The sequence below is a fragment of the Actinoplanes sp. NPDC049316 genome (genome assembly GCF_040677315.1).
In the GTDB taxonomy this organism is placed as follows: Bacteria; Actinomycetota; Actinomycetes; order Mycobacteriales; family Micromonosporaceae; genus Actinoplanes.
Genome location: NZ_JBFAQM010000007.1, coordinates 1 through 21,699 on the forward strand (window position 1 = coordinate 1; position 21,699 = coordinate 21,699).

General features: G+C 70.9%; 20 protein-coding genes. 11 read left to right on the forward strand and 9 right to left on the reverse strand.

Features of this window, described 5'->3' with window-relative positions:
• Positions 1–179 precede the first annotated feature (179 nt).
• Both AB0K03_RS12865 and AB0K03_RS12870 read right to left on the reverse strand, forming a co-directional pair.
• A complete protein-coding gene (locus AB0K03_RS12865) occupies positions 180–1,817 on the reverse strand; it encodes a PAS domain-containing protein (protein ID WP_364683752.1) in 1,638 nt (545 codons plus the stop codon).
• Positions 1,818–1,895: 78 nt separating this feature from the next.
• On the reverse strand, positions 1,896–2,819 hold the full coding sequence (locus AB0K03_RS12870; RefSeq protein ID WP_364683754.1) for a hypothetical protein: 924 nt from the start codon (positions 2,817–2,819) through the stop codon (positions 1,896–1,898).
• 208 nt (positions 2,820–3,027) lie between these two features.
• On the opposite strand from AB0K03_RS12870, the gene AB0K03_RS12875 reads away from it, so the two are divergent.
• Positions 3,028–4,131: a hypothetical protein gene (locus tag AB0K03_RS12875; protein WP_364683756.1), complete on the forward strand. Its 1,104-nt coding sequence runs from the start codon at positions 3,028–3,030 to the stop codon at positions 4,129–4,131.
• Here the strand turns inward: AB0K03_RS12875 and AB0K03_RS12880 are convergent.
• The gene (locus AB0K03_RS12880) at positions 4,065–4,784 is read right to left on the reverse strand and encodes a DinB family protein (RefSeq protein ID WP_364683758.1); all 720 of its coding nucleotides are present in this window, start codon (positions 4,782–4,784) and stop codon (positions 4,065–4,067) included. The genes AB0K03_RS12875 and AB0K03_RS12880 overlap by 67 nt on opposite strands.
• A gap of 90 nt (positions 4,785–4,874) precedes the next feature.
• Positions 4,875–6,545, reverse strand: a complete 1,671-nt coding sequence (locus AB0K03_RS12885; protein ID WP_364683759.1) for a protein kinase domain-containing protein — start codon at positions 6,543–6,545, stop codon at positions 4,875–4,877.
• Between the two features lie 34 nt (positions 6,546–6,579).
• Between AB0K03_RS12885 and AB0K03_RS12890 the strand changes: the two genes are divergently transcribed.
• The 4 genes from AB0K03_RS12890 to AB0K03_RS12905 all read left to right on the forward strand — a co-directional run bounded on the left by AB0K03_RS12890 (position 6,580) and on the right by AB0K03_RS12905 (position 11,352).
• Positions 6,580–7,515 carry a DUF2332 domain-containing protein gene (locus AB0K03_RS12890; protein ID WP_364683761.1) on the forward strand — a complete coding sequence of 312 codons (936 nt, stop codon included), beginning with the start codon at positions 6,580–6,582 and terminating at the stop codon, positions 7,513–7,515.
• 106 nt (positions 7,516–7,621) lie between these two features.
• Positions 7,622–8,662, forward strand: a complete 1,041-nt coding sequence (locus AB0K03_RS12895; RefSeq protein WP_364683763.1) for an ROK family protein — start codon at positions 7,622–7,624, stop codon at positions 8,660–8,662.
• 128 nt (positions 8,663–8,790) lie between these two features.
• Positions 8,791–10,740, forward strand: coding sequence for a PPC domain-containing protein (locus AB0K03_RS12900; RefSeq protein WP_364683765.1), 1,950 nt, complete (start codon positions 8,791–8,793; stop codon positions 10,738–10,740).
• 237 nt (positions 10,741–10,977) lie between these two features.
• Complete coding sequence (locus AB0K03_RS12905) at positions 10,978–11,352, forward strand: VOC family protein (RefSeq protein WP_364683767.1); 375 nt, start codon at positions 10,978–10,980, stop codon at positions 11,350–11,352.
• Between the two features lie 30 nt (positions 11,353–11,382).
• Here the strand turns inward: AB0K03_RS12905 and mraY are convergent, their stop codons facing one another.
• From mraY to zwf, 3 genes are all read right to left on the reverse strand, one after another.
• Positions 11,383–12,486 carry a phospho-N-acetylmuramoyl-pentapeptide-transferase gene (mraY, locus tag AB0K03_RS12910; protein ID WP_364683769.1) on the reverse strand — a complete coding sequence of 368 codons (1,104 nt, stop codon included), beginning with the start codon at positions 12,484–12,486 and terminating at the stop codon, positions 11,383–11,385.
• Positions 12,487–12,562: 76 nt separating this feature from the next.
• Positions 12,563–12,895, reverse strand: coding sequence for an STAS domain-containing protein (locus AB0K03_RS12915; protein WP_199512874.1), 333 nt, complete (start codon positions 12,893–12,895; stop codon positions 12,563–12,565).
• A gap of 180 nt (positions 12,896–13,075) precedes the next feature.
• Complete coding sequence (gene zwf / locus AB0K03_RS12920; protein WP_364683771.1) at positions 13,076–14,569, reverse strand: glucose-6-phosphate dehydrogenase; 1,494 nt, start codon at positions 14,567–14,569, stop codon at positions 13,076–13,078.
• A 159-nt stretch (positions 14,570–14,728) separates the two neighbouring features.
• Between zwf and AB0K03_RS12925 the strand changes: the two genes are divergently transcribed.
• A complete protein-coding gene (locus AB0K03_RS12925) occupies positions 14,729–15,670 on the forward strand; it encodes an exopolyphosphatase (protein WP_364683773.1) in 942 nt (313 codons plus the stop codon).
• 148 nt (positions 15,671–15,818) lie between these two features.
• On the opposite strand, the gene AB0K03_RS12930 is transcribed toward AB0K03_RS12925, so the two are convergent.
• On the reverse strand, positions 15,819–16,646 hold the full coding sequence (locus AB0K03_RS12930) for a DUF1775 domain-containing protein (protein ID WP_364683775.1): 828 nt from the start codon (positions 16,644–16,646) through the stop codon (positions 15,819–15,821).
• Positions 16,647–16,727: 81 nt separating this feature from the next.
• On the opposite strand from AB0K03_RS12930, the gene AB0K03_RS12935 reads away from it, so the two are divergent.
• The 5 genes from AB0K03_RS12935 to AB0K03_RS12955 all read left to right on the forward strand — a co-directional run bounded on the left by AB0K03_RS12935 (position 16,728) and on the right by AB0K03_RS12955 (position 21,209).
• Positions 16,728–16,937: an RNA-binding S4 domain-containing protein gene (locus AB0K03_RS12935; protein WP_364683777.1), complete on the forward strand. Its 210-nt coding sequence runs from the start codon at positions 16,728–16,730 to the stop codon at positions 16,935–16,937.
• 116 nt (positions 16,938–17,053) lie between these two features.
• Positions 17,054–18,418 (forward strand): sugar ABC transporter substrate-binding protein, encoded by a 1,365-nt coding sequence (locus AB0K03_RS12940; protein ID WP_364683779.1) that lies wholly within the window; start codon positions 17,054–17,056, stop codon positions 18,416–18,418.
• 9 nt (positions 18,419–18,427) lie between these two features.
• Positions 18,428–19,387, forward strand: coding sequence for a sugar ABC transporter permease (locus AB0K03_RS12945; protein ID WP_364683781.1), 960 nt, complete (start codon positions 18,428–18,430; stop codon positions 19,385–19,387).
• Complete coding sequence (locus AB0K03_RS12950; protein ID WP_364683783.1) at positions 19,384–20,268, forward strand: carbohydrate ABC transporter permease; 885 nt, start codon at positions 19,384–19,386, stop codon at positions 20,266–20,268. Before AB0K03_RS12945 ends, AB0K03_RS12950 begins: the two co-directional genes overlap by 4 nt.
• Before the next feature lie 59 nt (positions 20,269–20,327).
• Positions 20,328–21,209 carry a hypothetical protein gene (locus AB0K03_RS12955; protein WP_364683785.1) on the forward strand — a complete coding sequence of 294 codons (882 nt, stop codon included), beginning with the start codon at positions 20,328–20,330 and terminating at the stop codon, positions 21,207–21,209.
• Between the two features lie 120 nt (positions 21,210–21,329).
• On the opposite strand, the gene AB0K03_RS12960 is transcribed toward AB0K03_RS12955, so the two are convergent.
• Complete coding sequence (locus tag AB0K03_RS12960; RefSeq protein WP_364683787.1) at positions 21,330–21,698, reverse strand: FKBP-type peptidyl-prolyl cis-trans isomerase; 369 nt, start codon at positions 21,696–21,698, stop codon at positions 21,330–21,332.
• Position 21,699: the final 1 nt, after the last annotated feature.

Genomic DNA, 21,699 nt, shown 5'->3' on the forward strand with positions numbered 1-21,699 from the left:
CAGCACGACAGCGCTGACGGCGGAAAGGGAGATCAAAAGACGACGCATCGGAACTCCTTGCGACGAGGACGATGACGCAGGTCCGAAACTTTCGGAATTCTTCCGGAAGCAAGACAGGAATCTATGCATCATCGCTCCGGGCGGTCAAGAGACCCGGCCCCGGACGGGGCGAATGGAGGCTAGTAGCGGAATTTGTCCCGGACGCTGCGGCGGTTCACCCGGGCCGGCAGCTCGTCCAGATTGTCGCGTCGGGCCATCCGCTCGTCCGGCTCATGGCCCTGGGGGAAATTTCGCATCGTCACCACGAAGCCCTGGACCAGGCGGTCCGCGCGCAGATCGCGGTACGTGACTTCGACCAGCACCTGGCTGTCGTCGGGCCGCAGCAGCGCGCAGTACACCACCCCGTCGCCGGAGCCGCGGAAGGCCTGACGCAGCTGGACGCGGTCGTCCGGATGCACCAGGTCGTCGAGGGTGGCCAGCGGCGGAAGGTCGTCGACGCCGAGCAGCTCGCGCAGCGACGGGCTGGCGTACCGGATGCGCTGGTCCTCGTCGATCACCACCGTGATGTCCGCGCTGTTCCGGATCACCGCGCGCAGGTAGAGGTCGCTGTCGCGGCGGCCGACCGCCTCCACCAGCGAGATGCGGTCCAGCGCGAGCGCCGCCTGACCGGCGAGCACCTCGAGGGTGTCGCGGGTGGCGGTGAGGGTGTCGCGGCGGCCCACCAGGATCAGCGCTCCACCGCTGGGCCGGGCGACGGCGAGCGGTTCCAGCCGGAGCGGACAGACCAGGGTGGCGTAGTCGGGGTCCGGGTCGTCGATCCACCAGCTGCGATGCGCCGGGCCCGCCTCGGGTCCCGGCATCGCGCCGGGCGTGAGCTGGCCGTCGTCGACGGCGAAGACGGTGCTGCGGACGGCGTCCGGCGGCATGAGCTGGGCGACCGCGGCCCGGACGGCCTCGTCCACGGCCGCTGTGTCGGCGGCGGCGACCAGCGCGGCACTCGCCTGCCGCAGGGCGCGCTCACGCGTCAGCGCCTGGCCGTTGAGGGTCACCGAGTCGGTCAGCCGCGTGATGGTCAGGAGCAGGGTGATCGCGCCGGCCACGGCGATCACCACGCCGTCACCGACCGTGCCGTGGATCGCCTCGATCAGCAAGACGATCGGCGGGGTGGCGACGGAGACGCCCAGCAGCGCCGCCCAGCGCCCGCGCCACGGGCTCGGCCGCGGCGCCGCCGGATCGGTGAGCCGGACCATCGACGGGTGCAGCGCGGCGGCGCCCCAGGCCAGGTAGAGCACCACGAACCCGGACTCGCTTATCCGGCCCGGCCACAGCGGCTGCACGATGTCGCTGACCAGAACGCCCACCGCACCGATGACGAGCAGCACGGCCGAGAGGTTCCGGCCCACGGCGACCAGCAGGCGGGCGACGACCGCGAGAAGCAGCAGGGCCCCGATCACGTACGCCCCGGAGACGTCGCCTATCCGGCCCGCGTCGCCGATGACGAAGACCCAGACCACCAGCAACGTCGAGCACGCGAACGCGAGCAGGTCGATGAGCCGGGCCCGGTCGACGAGAATCGCACCGACCCGGGTCAGCTGCAGCAGGCTCCAGGCGATCAGCGCGATCATGACGTAGAAGCAGACGTCGGCCACGCCGGGCCGGTTCAACGCGGTCGTCACGTCGCCGGCGGCACTCGCCACGATGGCGCCGGCCAGCAGCAGCCAAGGGCCGGTCCGCGCGGGTCGGTGACGACGGACGCCGTAGACGATGGCGGCCGCGCTGCCGATTCCCAGCACGATCCATTCGAGGGCCCTCAGCACGCCCAACTTAGTACCAGCGGCGTTGCTGAGTGTCCATGTCGTTATATACGTACCGCTATGTTTTGCACCATCCCCGGCTCATCGCAGGTAGACGACCGGATGTCCGGGGCTGCCGTCGTCCGGGGTCGTCGTGCCGGCCAGGTCGCCGCGGTCGTTCAGCGCGTTGACACTGGTGACGCCGAACGAGGCCAGATGGGTCACCCGGCCGGCCCGCCACAGGAACGGACCCCCGTAGCCGTCGCTCAGCACCACGCCGCGGTTGTTGAGGTCGATGGCGTAGCTTCCGACGCCCAGGTCGGTCACCACGCCCGACCGCAACAGATAGCCGTGTTGCGTCATCGTCTCGTCGTAGCCGTTCCCGGCGATCCATCCGGCGTTGTTGATCGCCGCCGCCGACGGGAAGCCGAGCCTGGTCACCACGCCCCGGTCCCACAGCACGTCGTCGCCGACGACCTGGCCACGATCGTTGGCGTCGGCGACCCGGAACGGCCCGAGGTCGGTCATCACGCCGCGCTCCCAGCGGAACGCGTGATGCTCACCCGGGGCCACGCTGCTGCTGCCGAAGACCTGGCCACGATCATTGATGGCGAGGGCCACGCTGTCCTCGCCGCCGAGCGTGCCGAGGTCGGTCATCACCCCGTGATCCCACAGGAACGCATGGCTGTTCACGTCCTCGTCACCCCACGCGACAGCGCTGTCGCCGACCACCTGACCCCGGTTGTTGATGTCGCGGGCGTACGCGAACTCATTGGCCCCGGACCGCAGGGCGCCGAGATCGGTCAGGCGACCGTGCTCCCAGAGGAACGGGTGCCACTTCAAGTCCTCGTTGATGAAGCTGCCGGTCACCTGCCGCACATTGTTGATGTCCTCGGCCCAACCCTCCACATTCAGCTCGACGGCACGGTAGCCGCCGGCCGCCTGGACGGGCGACCCCACGAGTGCCGCGCCGGCAGCCAGCAGCGCGGTGGCGAGGATGACAGAACTTCGCGTGCGGATTCGCATGGTTTCCCTCCCCGGGTCAGCGGGCCTACCGCCGCACTTTCGGCGTACCGCGGAAAGGGGCGGGAACCGTAGGGCTGAACTTCCTCGGCGGAGGGTCGCAGGTCACCGGTCGGAGGCTGCCGCGTGCCCGTACGGAGGCTGCCCGAGCGGCGCAGAAGACTCGAACCGGCGATTGCGGCCGTGCGGTTCTGATGGTGTGGTGAGCGGCGTGCCCACGAACGACGCTCCGGAAGCAACTGACGTGACGTCCTCCTCGGCTGGTATGGCCGTACGCGTCTCCAGGCTCATCGCGATAGCGGTGAGTTTTCTCTCGGGTGTGACGGTGAACGTCGTCAGTGATGACCTCGGCTACCGATGGGCCGGTGTCCTGTGGATCGTCACGGCTCTCCTGGTCGGAGGGTGGCTACTGAGCCGCAACGTTCCCGAGTCCCGGGCCATCGGCTGGTTCAGGTGGGTCTGCTGCGCCGGCGCGCTTTCGACCGCCGTTGCTTCGTTGCTGCTGCCCGAGCGGTGGGTCGCGTACCTCTTGATCGCCGCAGTGGCGATGGGCTGTGCTGCCGCACTGGCCACCCCGGCCGATCTGCTGGCGCCGTCGACGATGGGCATGCTTCTGACGGCATCCGGTGTGGCCTTCTGCGCACATGGAGTCGGTGACCAAGGCACCGCGGCAGCAGTACGGAGCGCCTTCGGCGCCGGCGTCGCCGTAGCGGGCATCGCGCTCATTCTCGGACGGATGCGCCTGGCCGGATCGATAGTCACGGCCTTGGGAGCCGTGAGCTTCGCCGTAGCGATGCTGTTCGTCCAGCTCGGCGGCTCGGCGTTGCTTCTCGTGGTGGTTTTCGGAGCCATGGGCGCGAGCGGGATTCTCATCGGTACGGCTTTGATCAAACGTCCGGACAACGTCCAGGAGGTCACTCAGGCCGCGATTCGGCCGACGGCGGGCAGCCTGGCTCTGCTCTATCTGGCGCTGGGCGCCGTTGCGTTGCACGACAAGCGCATCTTGTTGGCCATAGCCGACATCGGAGGGGCGCTCGTGGTCGCCACAGCCATGGTCAGGTCGTACGTGCGACCGGACAGCGATATCTTCTCGGCACTCCTGGCTCTCGGGCCGGCCCTTGTCGTCGACGGCGCAGAGACCGCAATGAGGGGTCAGCAATTGAGTGGCGTGGTGGAATGTGTCGGCGGAGTCGTGGCGGTGGCGATTCTCGCCGTACGACTGAGAGGGATCGGCGCGACGCTGTGGCGTTACGCGATGGATTCGCCGATCGGAGACGCGCAGGCGTCACCGGCCCCCAGCGACGGAGACGGTTGAACCCTGGAAGTGTCCTGACGGGACAACTTGTCCAGGTCACGCCTGCAGAACCGGTGATGAGCCCATTCCTCGTTGAGCACAGTGCCGAGGCATTGCCGCACTGTCCGCCCCTTGGCGTACGGGGGCCATCTGTCGTCGTCCGGGACCGGCGCGGTCTTCGCGAGCTGATCAGGCGTGACCTCGGCCAGCCATGTCTCGATCTCCGAAGCCTGCCGGGCTCGTACGGCGAGCGCCTCGTCGAGGCTCGGCCGGGCGGACGGGTCGCGCCCGTCCTCCTGGTCCACGGTGAACGGTGGACCCAGTCCCATGGCCGTGAACGGCTCGGTGAGCCCGAGCACGCAGCGTCGGAACCACGAGTCGTGCACGAAGACGAGGTGGCGCAGGGTTTCGACCATCGACCACTCGCCGTCGACGCCGTGATGCTCGCTGTTCCGGGGCATCGACCGAACTCGCTCGGCGGTCGTCGCCCAATCGTCCTGCAGCTGCCGCCAGGCCTCTCGCAGGTCGTCCGGCTGATCCGAGCGGATCAGCAGCCGTACCGGGTGCCGACGGTCGAGCTCAGCCTCGACGTACGACATCACCTCGACCCCGTTGACCACGAGATGGGTGACCAGGCCGTCGATCTCGGCGTTCTGCATGACCACGCCGACCATCCGCGCTCTGCTCAGGTCGCATTCGCGGAATTCTGCGCCGGTGAGGTCTCATCGTGGAAGCGTCGCATGCAGACAGGTTAGGTGGTCGGGTCACCAGGCCACGGTGCCCTGTGGGCTCGGCTGGAGGGTGCCGAGCTGCAGCGAGCTCATCGTGATGTCGCTGTCGACGGCCGCCGGGAAGCCCTCCAGCGTGGCGACCACGCCGCGGCTCGACGGGTCGAGGCTGCCGCGGAGCGTGTTGCCGGTCGGGCAGTCCGCGTCGCTCTTGTCGCACGCCTGCCACTTGATGCCCTGGAACGCGCCGCCGCCGGGCCGCAGGACCATCTTCACGGCCTCGCCGGGCTCGTTCACGCCCCGCGTCGGGACCGGCACCGCCTCGTCCGCGGCGTTGTAGAGGCGGATCGTGAGCCGGCCGTCGACGCGGCAGGACGCGTCCGACGTGTTGGAGACCGAGACGAGCGCTTTCTGCGTACCCGAGGTCGTCGGGTTGTCGCTCTGCGCCGTGACCGTGACGCTGGTGTCGGCGTTGCGGCACGTCCGCACGGCCTTCGTGCGGGGCGGTGAAGGGATCACCACATCGTTCTCGTATTCGCCCGGGGCGGCCGAGGCGGTGGCGCTGCTGCGGGTGGGCCCGGCGCTGCGGCGCGGTGAGGTCTGCCTGCTGGGCGTCGCAGTAGTGCCCGATGGGGAAGCGACCACCGCCGGAACCTCCGCCGAACCGAACAGCACCTCCCGGGCCGGCGTCAGCGTGAGCAGCCCGGCCGCGGTCGCGACGACGGCCGCGGCCGCCAGCGCCGGTGCCGTACGGCCCCACCGCCGCGAACCGACGCCGGTGTTCCGCTCCCGGGCCGGCCGGGCGGCGGTCTGCTGGGCGGCCAGGGCCGCGCGCCGCAGCTCGGGACCGTTCGCGAGGGTCGTCGCGGCCGTGGCGTCCGGGGTCCCGGCGGCGAGCAGGAGGTCGAGCAGTTCGGCCGCGGTGGGCCGGCGCGCCGGGTCCTTCTCCAGGGTCATGGCGACCAGGTCGCGCAGCGGCGCCGGCAGCCCGTCCAGCCTCGGCGGCTGGGTGAGGATCGCGCCGGCCGTGGCGGCGGCCGAGTCGCCGCCGAAGGGCGTCCGGCCGGTGCCCGCGTACGCGACGACGACACCCCACGCGAAGACGTCCGCGGCCGGCCCCACGATCCGGGCGGAGTCCGCCTCGAACCGCTCCGGCGCCATGTACGCGACCGTGCCGACCATCTGATCCGTACGGGTGTGCCGGCTGGTGGCCTCGAACGCCCGGGCGATGCCGAAGTCGATCACCTTCGGGGCGCCCAGCGCGAACAGCACGTTGCCCGGCTTGAGGTCCCGGTGGATCACCCCGGCGCCGTGGATCGCGGCGAGCGCCGTCGCCACCCCGACCGCGACGCTGTACAGGTTGCCGCCGCTGAGGGGTCCCTGGTCGGCCACCACCTCGGCGAGGCTGGGGCCGTCGACGTACTCGACGACCAGGTACGGCGTCTCGTGGTCGGCGTCGGCGTCGAGCAGCTCGGCCGTGCAGAACGGCGGCACCTGCCGGGCCCGGTTGACCTCGCTGCGGAACCGGGCGCGGAACTCCTCCTCGTCCGCGTACTCGGGTTTGACGACCTTGATCGCCACCGGCCGCCCGTGGGGGTCGCGCCCCAGGTAGACGGTGCCCATGCCGCCCTGCCCGAGGCGGCTCTCGATGCGGTACGCGCCCAGCCGGCGCGGGTCGGTCGGCCGCAGCGGCCCTCGTGTCGCCATCGAGGCGGATCTTACAACCGGCATGATGGTCGGCGTGACGGTCGCCGACGTGTACGCCGCCTTCGCCACGCACGAGGCGCGCGGCGTCTCACCCGGTTACGAACGGCTCGCCCGTGCGGTGTCCGAGGACGACGGGCTGCTGCGCCTCATCGGCTCGCTGCCGCCGGACAAGTGGCAGCCGAACCTGCTGTTCGCCGTCGTACGCCTGCTCGGCGGCCCGGTGGAGGACCCGGCGGCGTTCCGGTCGTTCGTCCGGGATCGCTGGCCCGCCGTGTCCGCCGAGGTCCGGCGGCGGCTCACCCAGACCAACGAGGCCGGGCGCTGCGCCGTGCTGCTGCCCGTGCTGGCGGCGCTGCCGCAGCCGCTGGCGCTGCTGGAGGTCGGCGCGTCCGCGGGTCTGTGTCTCTACCCGGACCGGTACGCCTACCGCTACGGCGAGCACCGGGTCGGCGCCGGTTCGCCGGTCCTGGACTGCGCGGTCACAGCCACGCCCCTGCCGCGGATGCCTCCCGAGGTCGTGTGGCGCGCCGGCCTGGACGTCAACCCGCTGGACGTCACCGACCCCGCGGACGTGGCCTGGCTCGACGCGCTCATCTGGCCGGAGCACGCCCATCGCCGCGACCGGCTGCGCGCCGCGGCGGCGATCGCCGCGGCCGACCCGCCGGTGCTGGTCCGTGGTGACCTGCTCGACGACCTTCCCGCGCTGGCGGCCCGCGCCCCGGCCGGCGCCACCCTCGTCGTCTTCCACACCTCGGTGCTCTACCACGTGCCCGGGCCCCGCCGCGCCGCGTTCGCCGAGGTGGCGCGGGCCCTGCCGGGGCACTGGGTGGCCAACGAGGCCGCGGACGTGATCGGCTACGACGGCCTCCCCGGCCCCCCGGACGGGCCGCTGTGCAACGTGCTCGCCCTGGACGGCGTGCCGCTGGCCTGGACCCGGTCGCACGGGCAGGCCATGACCTGGTTCGGGTGAGCCGGCGGGCCCTCGGCCCGTCGCTGCCGGGGCAACAGGCCCGCAACGGCACGCAATCCGCCCGCACCCGTCGCGTCCGCGCCCGCGCGGACGTACGCTCGGCTTCGTGGATCACATCGATGCGGTACGGACCCCCGCGTCCTGGGTCGTCGTCGGGCTCGACAACGGCGGCACCTGCAACAACGCGACAGTGCTCGACGCGACGGGCCAGTTCCTCGTCGACCGGCTCGTGGAGAACCCGAGCCGGGTGCAGGACGGGCCGGAATCGGCGGTCGAGGCGCTCGCCGAGGCGTTCACCGGCATTCTCACGCTGACCAGCACCCCGTCCAGCCTGGTCCGCGCGGTCGGCCTGGACACCCCCGGCCCGGCCAGCGCGGACGGCGTCATCTCCTCGAAGGGCTCGACCAACTTCTCCCAGGTGTCGTGGCACGGCTTCGACATCCGGGGCGCGCTCGAGGCCCGCATCGGCCTGCCGGTGATCTACAACAACGACGCCAACGCGGCGGCCCTGTACGCCCACCACCGCCACTTCGGCGCGGACGCCGCCCACCGCTCCTCGGTCGCCGCGATCGTCGGCACCGGCCTGGGCGGCGGCGTGGTGGAGTGGGGCAAGGTCGTCAGCGGCGCGGCGGGCATGGCCGGCGAGCTCGGGCACGTGCAGATCCCGCTGCACGGCGTGCTCGAGGAGGACCAGCCGATCCCCGTGTGCAACTGCGGCTTCGAGGGTGACGTCGAGAGCGTCGCCTCGCTGACCGGCATCACCAAGAACCTGCTGCCGTACTGGCTGTCGCGCTACCCGGACCACCCGCTCGCGGCCGAGCCGATCGGCAAGGCGGCCAAGATGCTCCGCGGGTACGGCGAGAAGGACGACCCGATGGCGCTCGCGGTCTTCGGCCAGCAGGCGAAGGCCATCGGTAAGCTGTTCACCATCGCGGCCAACTTCACCGACCCGGCGGCGTACTTCCTCGGCGGGGGAGTGGTGGAGGCGGCGCCGCACTTCCGGCAGTGGTTCCTCAACACCGTCCGCGAGCACACCCAGCTCCGCCGCGAGCAGCAGGCGGCAGCCACCTTCGCGCTCGTGCCGGACCTCGACATGGCCGGCGCACGCGGCGCGGCCGTGGCGGCGCTGGAGACCGTCACGCCATGATGACTGCCCTAAAGGGACACACACCTGTTAAGGCTCATCGAGATCCCTAGATATTGATCACCCTCTTCAGTAGCGTCCCCCTTGCCGTTCGTGGCGGGGGCCCCGGACGCGCTGAAGGGGGATACCTGATGCGACGAAGCATCGCGACCGTCGGTGCGGTCGTGCTCGGCCTGGCAACCCTCCTGCCGGGCGTGGCGCACGCCGCTCCCAACCCGTCCGATCCGGGGCTCAGCCCCGCCGACCAGGCCTCGCTGGCCGCCGGCCTGCCGGTGGCTCCGAAGGCGGCCCCGGGCAAGAAGCCGGCCGGCCCGAACCCGTTCCTGTCCCTGCTGCCCGACGCGAGCAAGGCCGACTACAGCGGCTGGGCGGCGTACCTGAACAAGCAGGCCGTCGCGAAGGCCGCCGCCCGGCTCAAGGCGCAGGGGGCGCCCTCGGCCGCGGCGAAGGCGGCCGCCGCCGTCGTGGTGGACGAGGACGAGCCGGACGGCACGCTCGGCTCCAACGAGAACCCCGCGAACGCGCAGCGGATCTCCATCTTCGGCACCGGTGCCGGCCAGAACTCGGCGATCCGCATCCTCGGCTCGCTCGACAACGAGTCGGTCACGCCGGTCACCCGGGCCGCCACGCCCGAGGACGACGGCTCCATCCCGCTCGCCGGCGACACCGGCATCGGCCCGAGCCGCCGCGCGATCGTCACGTCGGCGCAGATCGGTGACGGCCCGCACGGCTCGGCGGGCACCGGCACCAACGACTTCGACTTCTACAAGGTCACCGCGGCCGCCGGGCAGACCATCACGGTGGCCACCGACACGCCGACCGGCGACCTCGACACGCTGGTCGCGCTCTACACCGCCGACGGTACGGTGGTCGCCTCCGACGACGACTCCGGCCCGGACTTCGACAGCCGCATGACGTATTCGGTGCCCGCGGCGGGCACGTACTACGCGGTCGTGGCGGCGTACAGCGGGCTGCCGGCCGACCCGTTCGACCCGGCCAGCGGCGACGGCGGGGCGGGCGAGGGCCCGTACACGGTGACGATCTCGGCGGCCGCGGCCGACCGGGACTTCTTCGCGGTCAAGCTCAAGCCGGGCGACGTGCTCGGCGCGTCGGTCAAGGGCGCGCCGTCCTACCTGACGGTGTACGACACCGTGCCGCGTGAGGTGCACGGCTCCAACCAGGACGCCACGTTCATCTACCCGGCGGACTCCAAGCTGCCGGGCGGCGGCAAGGCGGCCACCGACTACGTCGCCACCAAGGCGGGCTGGCACTACGTGGGCGTCGCCGAGGGCAGCGGCAGCTACGACATCACGGTGGAGGCCTACCGCCCGCCGCTGCAGGGCACCCGGCCCAACCAGACGCTGTTCCTCGACTTCGACGGCGCCCGGGTCAACACCGGCATCTTCGACGGTACGGGCAACGTCACGCTGAGCCCGTTCTCGGCGTTCCTGGCGCGCTGGGGCCTCACCCGGGCGCAGGAGGACGAGGTGATCGACGGCATCGTCGCCAGCGTCACCGAGAACATCAAGCAGGACCTCATCGCCAGCGGCCTCAACAACCGGTTCAAGCTGAAGATCCTCAACAGCAAGGACGACCCGGACCCGTGGGGTCAGAAGAACGTCAGCCGGATCATCATCGGCGGCACGATCGAGGAGTCGGGCGTCAGCACGATCGGCATCGCGCAGAGCATCGACCCGGGCAACTTCGAGACCGAGGAGACCGCCCTGGTCCTGCAGGACGTGCTGAGCGACCCGGCGGGCGGGCCGGCCTCGCTGAACACGTACCTGACCGACGCCAGTGACCGGGTCGCCTTCGTCAGCCAGGCGATCGGCAACGTGACCGCGCACGAGGCGGGCCACTTCTTCGGCGACTGGCACACCGACAACTCCGACGACGTGCCCAACCTGATGGACTCCGGCGGCGCCAACTTCGACGTGCTGTTCGGCGTCGGCCCCGACGGCGTCGGCGGCACGGCGGACGACACCGACGTCGACTTCGGCGACGACCGGTTCAGCCCGGCCGAGGGCTTCATCGGTACGGAGGACACGCTCGGCCGGATCGTCTTCGGCCTCACCAGCTGATCCTTCCCGCACGCAAGGAGGCGCCCCGGGGGTTCCCCGGGGTGCCTCCGCATCCGATAGGGTTTCCTCCGTGAACACCGGACCGGCGATACGCCATTCACGGACGGGTCATCCGGTGGACAGCTGACCCCACGCGGGGCGCGCCCGGCGCCCCCGGCCGTTTCGGCACGCGGACCTCCCAGTGCTTCGAGCACCGAGCGTCCATTCCCGTACCGAAGCGATCAGCGAGGTTCACCCGTGACAGTCACGTTCAACCACACCATCATCGCGTCCAAGGACCGGGCCGAGTCGGCCGGCTTCTTCCGGGAGCTCCTGGAGCTCCCCGAGGCCCCGTCCTGGGGCGTCTTCACCAACATCCAGCTCAGCGACGGCGTGCTGCTGCAGTTCGCCGAGCCGCCGGTGGAGATCCAGATGCAGCACTACGCCTTCCTGCTCGACGACGACCTGTTCGACCGGGCCCTGCAGCGGCTGCGGGACGGCGGCGTCGTGCACTGGGCGGATCCGCAGATGCGCCGCCCGGGCGAGATCAACCACGAGCACGGCGGCCGCGGCGTCTACTTCAAGGACCCGTCCGGCCACGCGATCGAGCTCATCACCCGGCCGTACCTCTGAGAGCGCCCGGGTAGGGCCACGGCCGTGGCCCTACCCGGCGGCCGCCAGGAAATCCGAGTAGAAGAGGCCGAGGCCGCCCGCCACGCAGACGCCGGCCACGGTCCAGAACCGGACCACGATGTTGACCTCGCTCCACCCGGCCAGCTCGAAATGGTGGTGCAGCGGCACCATCCGGAAGACCCGCCGGCCGGTGGTGCGGTACGAGACGATCTGGATCACCCAGGTGACCGTGATGATGAAGAACAGGCCGCCGATCAGGATCGAGAGCAGCGTGGTACGGGTCGCCACCGCGAGCCCGCCGATCAGCGCGCCGAGCCCGAGCGCGCCCACGTCGCCCATGAAGATCCGTGCCGGGGACGTGTTCCACCACAGGAAGCCCACGCAGGCGCCGGCGGCCGCCGCCGCGATCATGGCGATCTCGAGCGGATCGCGGGTCTGATAGCAGTAGTCGTGCGCGCGGGCGTACGTCTCGTCGGCGCACCAGTGCCGGTACTGCCAGTACCCGATCAGCGCGTACGCGCCGAGCACCAGCGTCGACGCCCCGGTGGCCAGGCCGTCGAGGCCGTCGGTGAGGTTCACGCCGTTCGACATGGCCGTGATCACGAAGACGAAGGCGATCACCGCGCCGACCTTGCCGACGTCCAGCCACCCGATGTCCCGGATGAACGAGATCTTCTCGCTGACCACGGTCTGGCCGTTGGTGCTCGCCACGGAGAGGGCGGCGATACCGAACCCGATGCCGATGACCGCCTGGCCGAGCAGTTTGCCCCGGGCCGACACGCCGTCGGAGTTGCGCTTGCGGACCTTGAGGAGGTCGTCGAGGAAGCCGACCGCGCCGCAGGAGACGAACAGGCCGAGCAGGACGAGGGCCGTCATCGTCGGCTTCTCCTGGACGATCTGGCGATCGGGCAGCGTGATCAACGCGACGTGCCCGGCCACGTACGCGACCAGGGTCGCCAGGATGAACACGACGCCCCCCATCGCCGGGGTGCCCGTCTTGCCCTCGTTCGAGGCCAGCCCGAGGGCGCGGATCGGCTGCCCGGCCTTGAGCGCGCTGAAGACCCGGATCGCCACCGGTGTGACGAACAGCGAGACGATGAACGCGACCGCGGCCGCGACGATGACCGCCCTCACAAGCGAGCCGCGACAGGATCGAGATCACTCATAGGGCACGATCTTGCCATCCGGCGCGAACCGGCGTCCTCGGCCCTCAGTCCTTGAGGGCGGTCTCCACATCGGCGTGCAGCGACAGGTAGTCGGTGAGGCCGAGGGTGTCGAGCAGCCGGCGCAGGAAGCCCGACGGCGCGGCCAGGCGGACCCAGCCGCCGCGTTCCATGGCCCGCCCGTGGGCGGTGACCAGCACGCCGACGCCCATGGAGTCGCAGAAGTCGAGGCCCGAGAGGTCCACGACGACGCGCGGCGTGGGGCGTTCGACGAGCCGGCCCAGGTTGGCCTTCAGCGAGGGCGCGGTGTCGATGTCGAGCGAGCCGCGCAGGGTCAGGACGGCGGTGTTCGGCGGGTGGTGCGCGACCGAGACCTGCATGGGGGTGTCGCTTTCGTCGTGGGGCGGGCAGGGGTCAGCCGTGGGTCTTCCGGGGTCGGACGGTGGTGTCTCCACCCTAGGCGAGGTCCCCGGCGCGGGCGAATTCGGCCGGGCGCGGGCGCCGCGCACAGCGGCCGGGCCTCGACGTGCGAGACCCGGCCGGTGTGGGGTGCTGTGATGTCAGAGCTCGTTGCGCCACTTGCGGCCGCTGCGGCCGATGAGGCGGTCGGCGTCCGTGGGGCCCCAGGAGGCCGCCTCGTACGTCGGGATGGGCGACGGGTCGTTGGACCAGTGCTCGATGATCGGGTCGACGATGCGCCAGCACTGCTCGACCTCGTCGGTACGGATGAACAGCGTCGGGTCGCCGAGCAGCGCGTCGAGCAGCAGCCGCTCGTACGCCTCGGGGGACTCCTCGCGGAACGTCTGCTCGTACGAGAAGTCCATGCTCGCCGTGCGCACCCGGAAGGAGTGGCCCGGGACCTTGGCGCCGAAGCGCAGCGAGATGCCCTCGTTGGGCTGGATCCGCAGGATCAGCGCGTCCGCCTCGAGCTCGGTGAGCTGGTTGGTCGGGATCGGCAGGTGCGGCGGCCGCTGGAACTGCAGCGCCACCTCGGTGACCCGGGCCGGCAGCCGCTTCCCGGTACGCACGTAGAACGGCACCCCGGCCCAGCGCCAGTTGTCGACGTTGAGTCGCATGGCCGCGTACGTCTCGGTGCGCGACAGCGGGTCGACGCCGGTCTCCTCGCGGTAGCCGGCCATGAGGTCCTCACGCGTGCCGCCCCGGGTGTACTGCCCGCGCACGGCCAGGTCGGCGATGTCGCGGTCGGTGGGCAGGCGGATGGCCTGCAGCAGCTTCACCTTCTCGTTGCGCAGCCCTTCGGCGTCGAACGAGGCCGGCGGCTCCATCAGCGCGAGCGCGAGGACCTGCAGCACGTGGTTCTGCACGATGTCGCGCATGGCGCCGGCGTGCTCGTAGAAGCCGCCCCGGGTGCCGACGCCGAGCGTCTCGGCGACGGTGATCTGCACGTGGTCGACCCACGACCGGTTCCAGATGGGCTGGAAGATGGCGTTGGCGAAGCGCAGCGCCAGCACGTTCTGGACGGTGTCCTTGCCCAGGTAGTGGTCGATGCGGAAGACCTGCGGCTCGTCGAACGCCGCGTGCACGATGCCGTCCAGCTCGCGGGCGGTCTGCAGGCTCTTGCCGTACGGCTTCTCGATGACCAGCCGGGCGAAGGCGCCCTCGCGGGCGTGGTTCAGCCCGGCGCCGGCCAGACCGTTGATGACCGGCTCGAACGCCTCGGCGGGCGTCGACAGGTAGAAGATCCGGTTGCCCGAGGTGCCGCGGGTGGCGTCCAGCTCGTCGAGCACCTCGGCGAGGCGCTTGTACGTCCCCGGGTCGTCGTAGCCGCCCGATACGTACCTGACTCCGCCCTGGAGCTGCGGTTTGTCCGCGAGGCTGCGGGTGCCGAGCGCGCTGTCGGCGAACTGGTGGTCCTCCATCGGCGTGCGGGCCACACCCACGAGCGCGAACTCGCCGGGGAGGCGGTTGTGCCGGGCCAGGCTCTCCACGGCCGGCAGCAGCTTGCGGCGGGTCAGGTCGCCGGACGCGCCGAAGATCACCAACGTGGCGGGCGGGGCGTTGCGGTCCTGTGCGAGCTGGGGAACGGTGTCCATCGTCTGGTCTTCCTCCGACCGCGTACGTGAGCTTCCGCCTGAACTTTACGCAGCGCGTGTGCCGGTCGGATCAAACCGGTACGCCGATGCCGCCAGGGCCATAGCCTCAAAAGTGGCAAACTGGGAAGTAAGCCGCCGTCGGCCCAGAGGGGGAAGCTCGTGAAGTACCGGCTCGTGACGCGCAGCGACATGGACGGCCTGGTCTGTGCCGTCCTGCTGAAGTTCATGAACGTCATCGACATCGACGACATCAAATTCGTGCACCCGAAGGACGTCCAGGACGGTACGGCCGACATCACGGACCGTGACATTCTGACCAACCTGCCGTATCACCCCAAGGCCCACCTGGTCTTCGACCACCACCACTCGGAGACCCTGCGTAACCAGGGTGACCGGCCGAATCACATCATCAACGCCGACGCGCCCTCGGCGGCCCGGGTGGTCTTCGAGTACTACGGCGGCGCGGAACGGTTCCCGGAGGTGCCCGACGACCTCATGCGGGCCGTCGATCAGGCGGACTCGGCCGACTACACGATCGACGACATCCTCAATCCCGGTGGCTGGACGCTGCTCAACTTCATCATGGACAGCCGCACCGGGCTGGGCCGCTTCCGGGAGTTCCGGGTCGCGAACTTCGACCTGATGCGGACGCTCATCGACGCGTGCATCCAGATGGGCATCGACGAGATCCTCAAGATGCCCGACGTAGCCGAGCGGGTCGACATGTACCGCGACTCCTCCGCCATGTTCGTCGAGCAGCTCCAGCGGGTCAGCCGGATGGACGGCGACGTCGTGATCGTGGACCTGCGCGACGAGGACACCATCTTCGCCGGCAACCGGTTCATGGTGTACGCGCTGTTCCCCGAGGCCCGGGTCTCCGTGCACGTCATCTGGGGTTTCAAGAAGCAGAACACCGTGTTCGCCTGCGGCAAGTCGATCCTCGACCGCACCTCGCCGGTCGACATCGGCGAGGTGATGCTGCGCTACGGCGGCGGGGGCCACCTCGCGGCCGGCACCTGTCAGGTGTCCCACGAGGACGCGCCCAGGGTCCTGGGCGAGATCGTCGAGGCCCTCAAGACCCCGCGCACGGTCTCGGTCTGAAGATGTGCTGGCGGGGCGGGAAGCCGAACCTTCCCGCCCCGCCCGACGCGAGTCGTGGGTCTTGCCCTGGACCCCACCCGCATGTCGTGGTCCGCGCCCCACGCGCATCGCCACGACAAGCCCGCGCCCACCTGCGCGGGACGTCTCGTCACTCCTGCGGGCCGTCCCGGTAGCTCCAGGCGGTCACCCGCGGCGCTCCCGCCGTCGCCAGCTCCTTCGCCTCGTGCTCGTCCTGCTCGCCGGTCTGCGGCTCGGCGGCGGGCCGGCGGCGCGACCGCAGGACGGCCACCGCGCCGGCCGCCAGGGCGAGGCCGGCGACGACCCATCCGCCGATCGTCCAGAAGCCCGGGCCGTCGTCGGCGGCCGCGGCCAGGGCCGCGAAGGTCGCGGCGTCGGCGTCGCTCGTACCCTCGGCGCCGGTCGTGCCGTGCGCGGAGTGACCGGCCGCTTCCTGGCCCGGCGCGGCCGGGGTCAGCGTCAGCGCGACCGGTGGCATCGGGACGCCCTTGGCCGGGTCGGCGTACGTGGGCTGCACTGTGAAGCTCATCCGGCTCCCGGTGGTGGGCATGGGGCCCATCGCGACCGTGAGGTCCGCGGACTCGCCCGGCGGCAGCGCCTTGCCCGGCATCGCGATCCAGGTGATGGACGCGGCGGTCTCGGTCACCGGGTCGCCGCCGTGGATCGGCGTCAGCGGGGCGTCGACCTTGCGGTTCTCGATCTGCGGCGCCCAGTCGTCCACCGACAGCGGGTACACCTCCGCGACCGGCAGGTCGGGCGGCAGGACGAGCTTGAGCCGGGTGATCGAGCTGGCGGCCGTGTTCGTCACCGTGAACGCGAGGTTCTGGCCACTGCCCTGCGGGACGCTGGGCGGGCTGACCGTCACGTCGGCGGCGGCGGGGGCCGCGAAGCCGAGCACACCAGCGGCGACGGTGGCGGCCAGTACGCCCGCCCGGCGGTGCTTCTCGAGTCGACTCACGCCCGGTAGTTCGGGCCGCGCGCCGGAATGGTTCAACGCCTCGGAGATTTTCTTCGCGGACCCGTGGCGCATGATGGTCGCATGCGTGAGGTGCCCATCGGCGGCGACATGATCAGACTCGGACAGTTCCTCAAGCTCGCGGATCTCATCGACACCGGGGGAGAGGCCAAGGTGCTGATCGCCGTCGGTGATGTGACGGTCAACGGAGAGGTGGACACCCGGCGGGGGCGGCAGCTGCATCCCGGCGACGTGGTGGCCGTACGGGGCCGGGCGGTACGCGTCATCGCGTAGCGCTGGGCGGGCAGACTTCGACACCTATTTATGCTGCACACTGTTACGAGCTGTTGACACCGCGTCGATCACAGGCATGTACTGGGTCCGATGTCCCGCCTCGCTGGGGAGGCCCCGTGTCACGTGCTCGTCTGCTCTCGGGAACGGCAACCGCGCTGCTGGCCGTGGCACTCGCCGGATGTGCGGGATGGGGTGGCGGCGGGGGCGGCTCGGGTGGGGCGAACAGCATCGACGTGCTGATGGTCAACAACCCGCAGATGATCGATCTGCAGCGGCTGACCGCGGACACCTTCACCAAGCAGACCGGGATCTCGGTCAACTTCACGGTGCTGCCGGAGAACGACGTCCGGGACAAAATCAGTCAGGAGTTCTCCAGCCAGGCCGGGCAGTACGACGTCGCGTCGCTGAGCAACTTCGAGATCCCGATCTACGCCCGGAGCAAGTGGATCGCGCCGCTCGACGACTACGTCCGCGCCGACACGGCGTTCGATCAGGCGGACATCCTCAAGCCGATGACGCAGTCGCTGACCGCCGACGACGGCAAGCTGTACGGCGAGCCCTTCTACGGCGAGTCGTCGTTCCTGATGTACCGCAAGGACGTGCTCGACGCCCAGGGCATCACGATGCCGGCGAAGCCGACCTGGCAGCAGGTGGCCGACATCGCCGCGCGGGTGGACGGCAAGCAGCCCGGCATGGCCGGGATCTGCCTGCGCGGCCAGCCCGGCTGGGGCCAGATCTTCGCCCCGCTCACCACGGTCGTGAACACCTTCGGGGGCACGTGGTTCGACGCCGACTGGACCGCCCGGGTGAACGCGCCGGAGTTCCGCCAGGCGACCCAGTTCTACGTGGACCTGGTCCGGGCCCACGGCGAGACCGGCGCCCCGCAGGCCGGCTTCACCGAGTGCCTCAACAACTTCATCCAGGGCAACGTCGCCATGTGGTACGACGCCACCAGCGCCGCCGGCTCGCTCGAGGCGGCCGACTCCCCGGTCAAGGGCAAGATCGGGTACGCCGCCGCCCCGGTCGTGCGTACGCCGAGCTCCGGCTGGCTGTACGCGTGGTCCTGGAGCATCCAGCAGGCCAGCGACAAGAAGGACAACGCCTGGAAGTTCATCTCCTGGGCCTCGTCCAAGCAGTACGAGCAGCTCGTCGGCGAACGTGTCGGCTGGTCCAGCGTCCCGGCCGGCAAGCGTTCCTCCACGTACGAGAACCCCGACTACCTCGAGGTGGCCTCGGCGTTCGCCGCGCCCACCCGGGACGCCATCGCGAGCGCCGACCCGCGCAACCCCGGCGTGCAGCCGCGCCCGGCGCTCGGCATCCAGTTCGTCGACATCCCGGAGTTCACCGACCTCGGCACCCAGGCCTCGCAGTACGTCAGCTCCGCGATCGCCGGGCAGATGAGCGTCACCGAGGCCCTCGACCGCGGCCAGCGGCTCGCCGAGGACGTCGCCGAACGCTACAAGTCGCGTGAGGAAGGCTGAGGTGCCGTCATGACGTCCGTCGCCGAACAGACCGGCACCTCGCCCCGCACCGCCGAGCCGCCGCCCGGCGGGGCCCGCCGCACGGCCGCGTGGATCCGGCGCGCGCCCCTGCTGCCGGCGCTCGTGTTCATGATCGTCGTGACCCAGCTGCCGTTCGTGGCCACGCTGGTCATCTCGTTCATGGACTGGAACGCGTACTACCCCGACGAGGTGGGCTTCGCCGGCTTCGACAACTTCCGGCGCGTGTTCACCGACGTCAACATGCGCGACGCCGTCTGGACCACGATCCTGCTCACCGCGGGCGTGGTGCTCATCAGCCTCGTGCTCGGCCTGGGCATCGCGCTGCTGCTGGACCGCAAGTTCCGGGGCCGGGGCGCGGTCCGGACCATGATGATCGCCCCGTTCCTCGTGGTGCCGGTCGCGGCCGCGCTGCTGTGGAAGCACGCGCTCTACAACCCCGAGTACGGCCTCTTCAACGGCGCGCTCACCTGGATCTGGAAGCTGTTCGGCTCCGACAACCCGCCGCAGCCGGACTGGATCAGCAACATGCCGCTGTGGTCGGTGATCTTCGCCCTGGTCTGGCAGTGGACGCCGTTCATGATGCTGATCCTGCTGGCCGGCCTGCAGGGACGCCCGCTCGACGTCATCGAGGCGGCCCGCATCGACGGGGCGAACAACTGGCAGATCTTCCGCAGCATGACGCTGCCCCACCTGCGCCAGTACCTCGAGCTCGGCGCGCTGCTCGGCTCGATCTACATCGTGCAGAACTTCGACGCGGTCTTCACGATCACGTCCGGCGGGCTCGGCACGGCCAACCTGCCGTACACGATCTACCAGATCTTCTACCAGGCCCACGACTACGGCCGGGCCTCCGCCGCCGCGGTCGTCGTGGTCGTCGGCACGATCATCATCGCGACGTTCGCACTGCGTACGGTTTCGTCGCTGTTCCGAGAGGACGCGGGACGATGAGTATCACCGACACTGCACCGGTGGCCGCCACGCGCGACGAGCGGGGACGGCCGGCCAAGAAGCGGCGCGAGGGGGCCAACGCCGGGCTGACCCTGCTGGCCTGGGTGGTCGGCATCCTGTTCGTGCTGCCCGTGGTGTGGATGGTGCTGACCTCGTTCCACTCCGAGGCCGAGGCCGCGCAGAACCCGCCCGCCGTGCTCGCCCCGCTCACCCTCGAGGGCTACCGGGAGTTCTTCTCCGGCGGCGCGAGCCCGTGGCCGCCGCTGCTCAACTCGCTGACCGCCAGCATCCTCTCCACCCTGCTGGTGCTGCTGCTGTCGTTCCCGGCCGCGTACGCCCTGTCGATCAAGCCGGTGAAGAAGTGGACCGACGTCCTGTTCTTCTTCCTGTCCACCAAGATGCTGCCCGTCGTAGCCGGCCTGCTCCCGCTGTACCTGTTCGCGCAGAACACCGGCCTGCTGGACAACATCTGGCTGCTCATCGTCTTCTACACCGCGATGAACCTGCCGATCGCGGTGTGGATGATGCGCTCGTTCCTGTCCGAGGTGCCGGTCGAGATGCTCGAGGCGGCGGCGATGGACGGCGCGGGGCTGAGCAAGACGCTGCGGTCGGTGATCGCGCCCGTGGTCATGCCCGGCATCGCCGCCACCGCGCTGATCTGCTTCATCTTCAGCTGGAACGAGCTGCTGTTCGCCCGGGTCCTGACCGCCACCGTGGCCGAGACCGCGCCCGTCTTCCTCACCAGCTTCGTGACCAGCCAGGGCCTCTTCCTGGCCCAGCTGTGCGCGGCCGCGTTCGTGGTCTCGCTGCCCGTGCTCGTGGCCGGCTTCGCCGCGCAGGACAAGCTCGTGCAGGGCCTGTCGCTGGGGTCGGTGAAGTAAGGGGCACGTTTTTCGCGCGGCGGTGGAACCGGGCGGTGACGGGGGTACGTCAGACGACCATGACGACACTTCGCGGCCTGGGGGCGGTCGCTGCCGCCGCCACGTTCCTCCTGATCAGCGCCTGTGCGCAGGCGGGCACCGACGGCGGGGCCGGTGCCGCGCCGTCCTCCTCGCCGCCCGGGTCCCCGGCGGGCGCGGACGGGCTCGTGCTGCGGGTCAGCCACTCCGGCGGGTTCGTCGGACCCGACGCGCTCGCCGGCCGGCTGCCCGACCTGAGCGTGTACGCCGACGGCCGGATGATCTTCGAGGGCCCGGTCACAGCGATCTACCCCGGCCCCGCGCTGCCCAACGTGCAGGTCCGCATGATCTCCCCGCAGCAGGTCCGCGACCTCGTCGAGCGCGCCGTCGCGGCCGGGGTGCGCTCCGGTGCCGACCTCGGCCAGCCCGGCGTCGCGGACGCCACCACCACCGAGGTCACCGTCGTCACGGCAGCCGGCGAGCAGACGGTCGCGGCCAACGCGCTGCGCGAGGCGCGCGATGACGACCCGCAGCTCACCCCCGCCCAGCGGCAGGCCCGCGCGAAGCTGCAGGGCTTCATCGACCAGGCCGACAAGCTCGCCGCCGGTCCCGGCGCGCAGCCGTACAAGCCCGAGGTCCTGGCCGCGATCGTGACGCCGTGGGTCGAACCCGGCGACGACCTGCCCGGCCGGCCGGCGGGCAAGGAGTGGCCCGGCCCCGCGCTGCCCGGGGAGCCGCTGACCCCGGCGCTCAAGCTCAGCTGCGTCACCGCCACCGGCGACCAGCTCGACGCGATCCTGGCCGCGGCGAAGGACGCCACCGCGCGGACGCCGTGGATCTCCGGCGGCAACGGGTGGACCGTCCGCTTCCGGCCGCTGCTGCCCGGCGAGACCGGCTGCGCCGACCTCAAGGCGGCGCGATGACCCCGATCGGCGAGCCGTTCGACCCCGCGCAGCTGTCCCGCGGCCCGGCCGGGGACCCGGACGGCGACGGGCCGGGACAGGCGACGCCCGTCCCGGCCCGCGCGGCCTGCCGGCCCTGGCTCAGCGCACGCCGAGCAGGTCCACCACAAAGATGAGCGTCTCGTTCGGCTTGATCACGCCGCCGGCGCCGCGGGCGCCGTACCCCAGGTGCGGGGGGATGGTCAGCTTGCGGCGGCCGCCGACGCGCATGCCGGCCACGCCCTGGTCCCAGCCGCTGATGACCTGACCGGCGCCGAGGCCGAACTCGAACGGCGCGCCCCGGTTGTAGGAGGCGTCGAACTCCTTGCCCGAGGAGAACGCGACGCCCACGTAGTGGACGCTGACCTGGTGCCCGGGCTTCGCCTCGTCGCCGTCGCCGACGACCAGGTCCTCCGCGACCAGCTCGGCGGGCGGCTCACCGGTGATGGGGCCGACGTCGGGCTTCTGCATG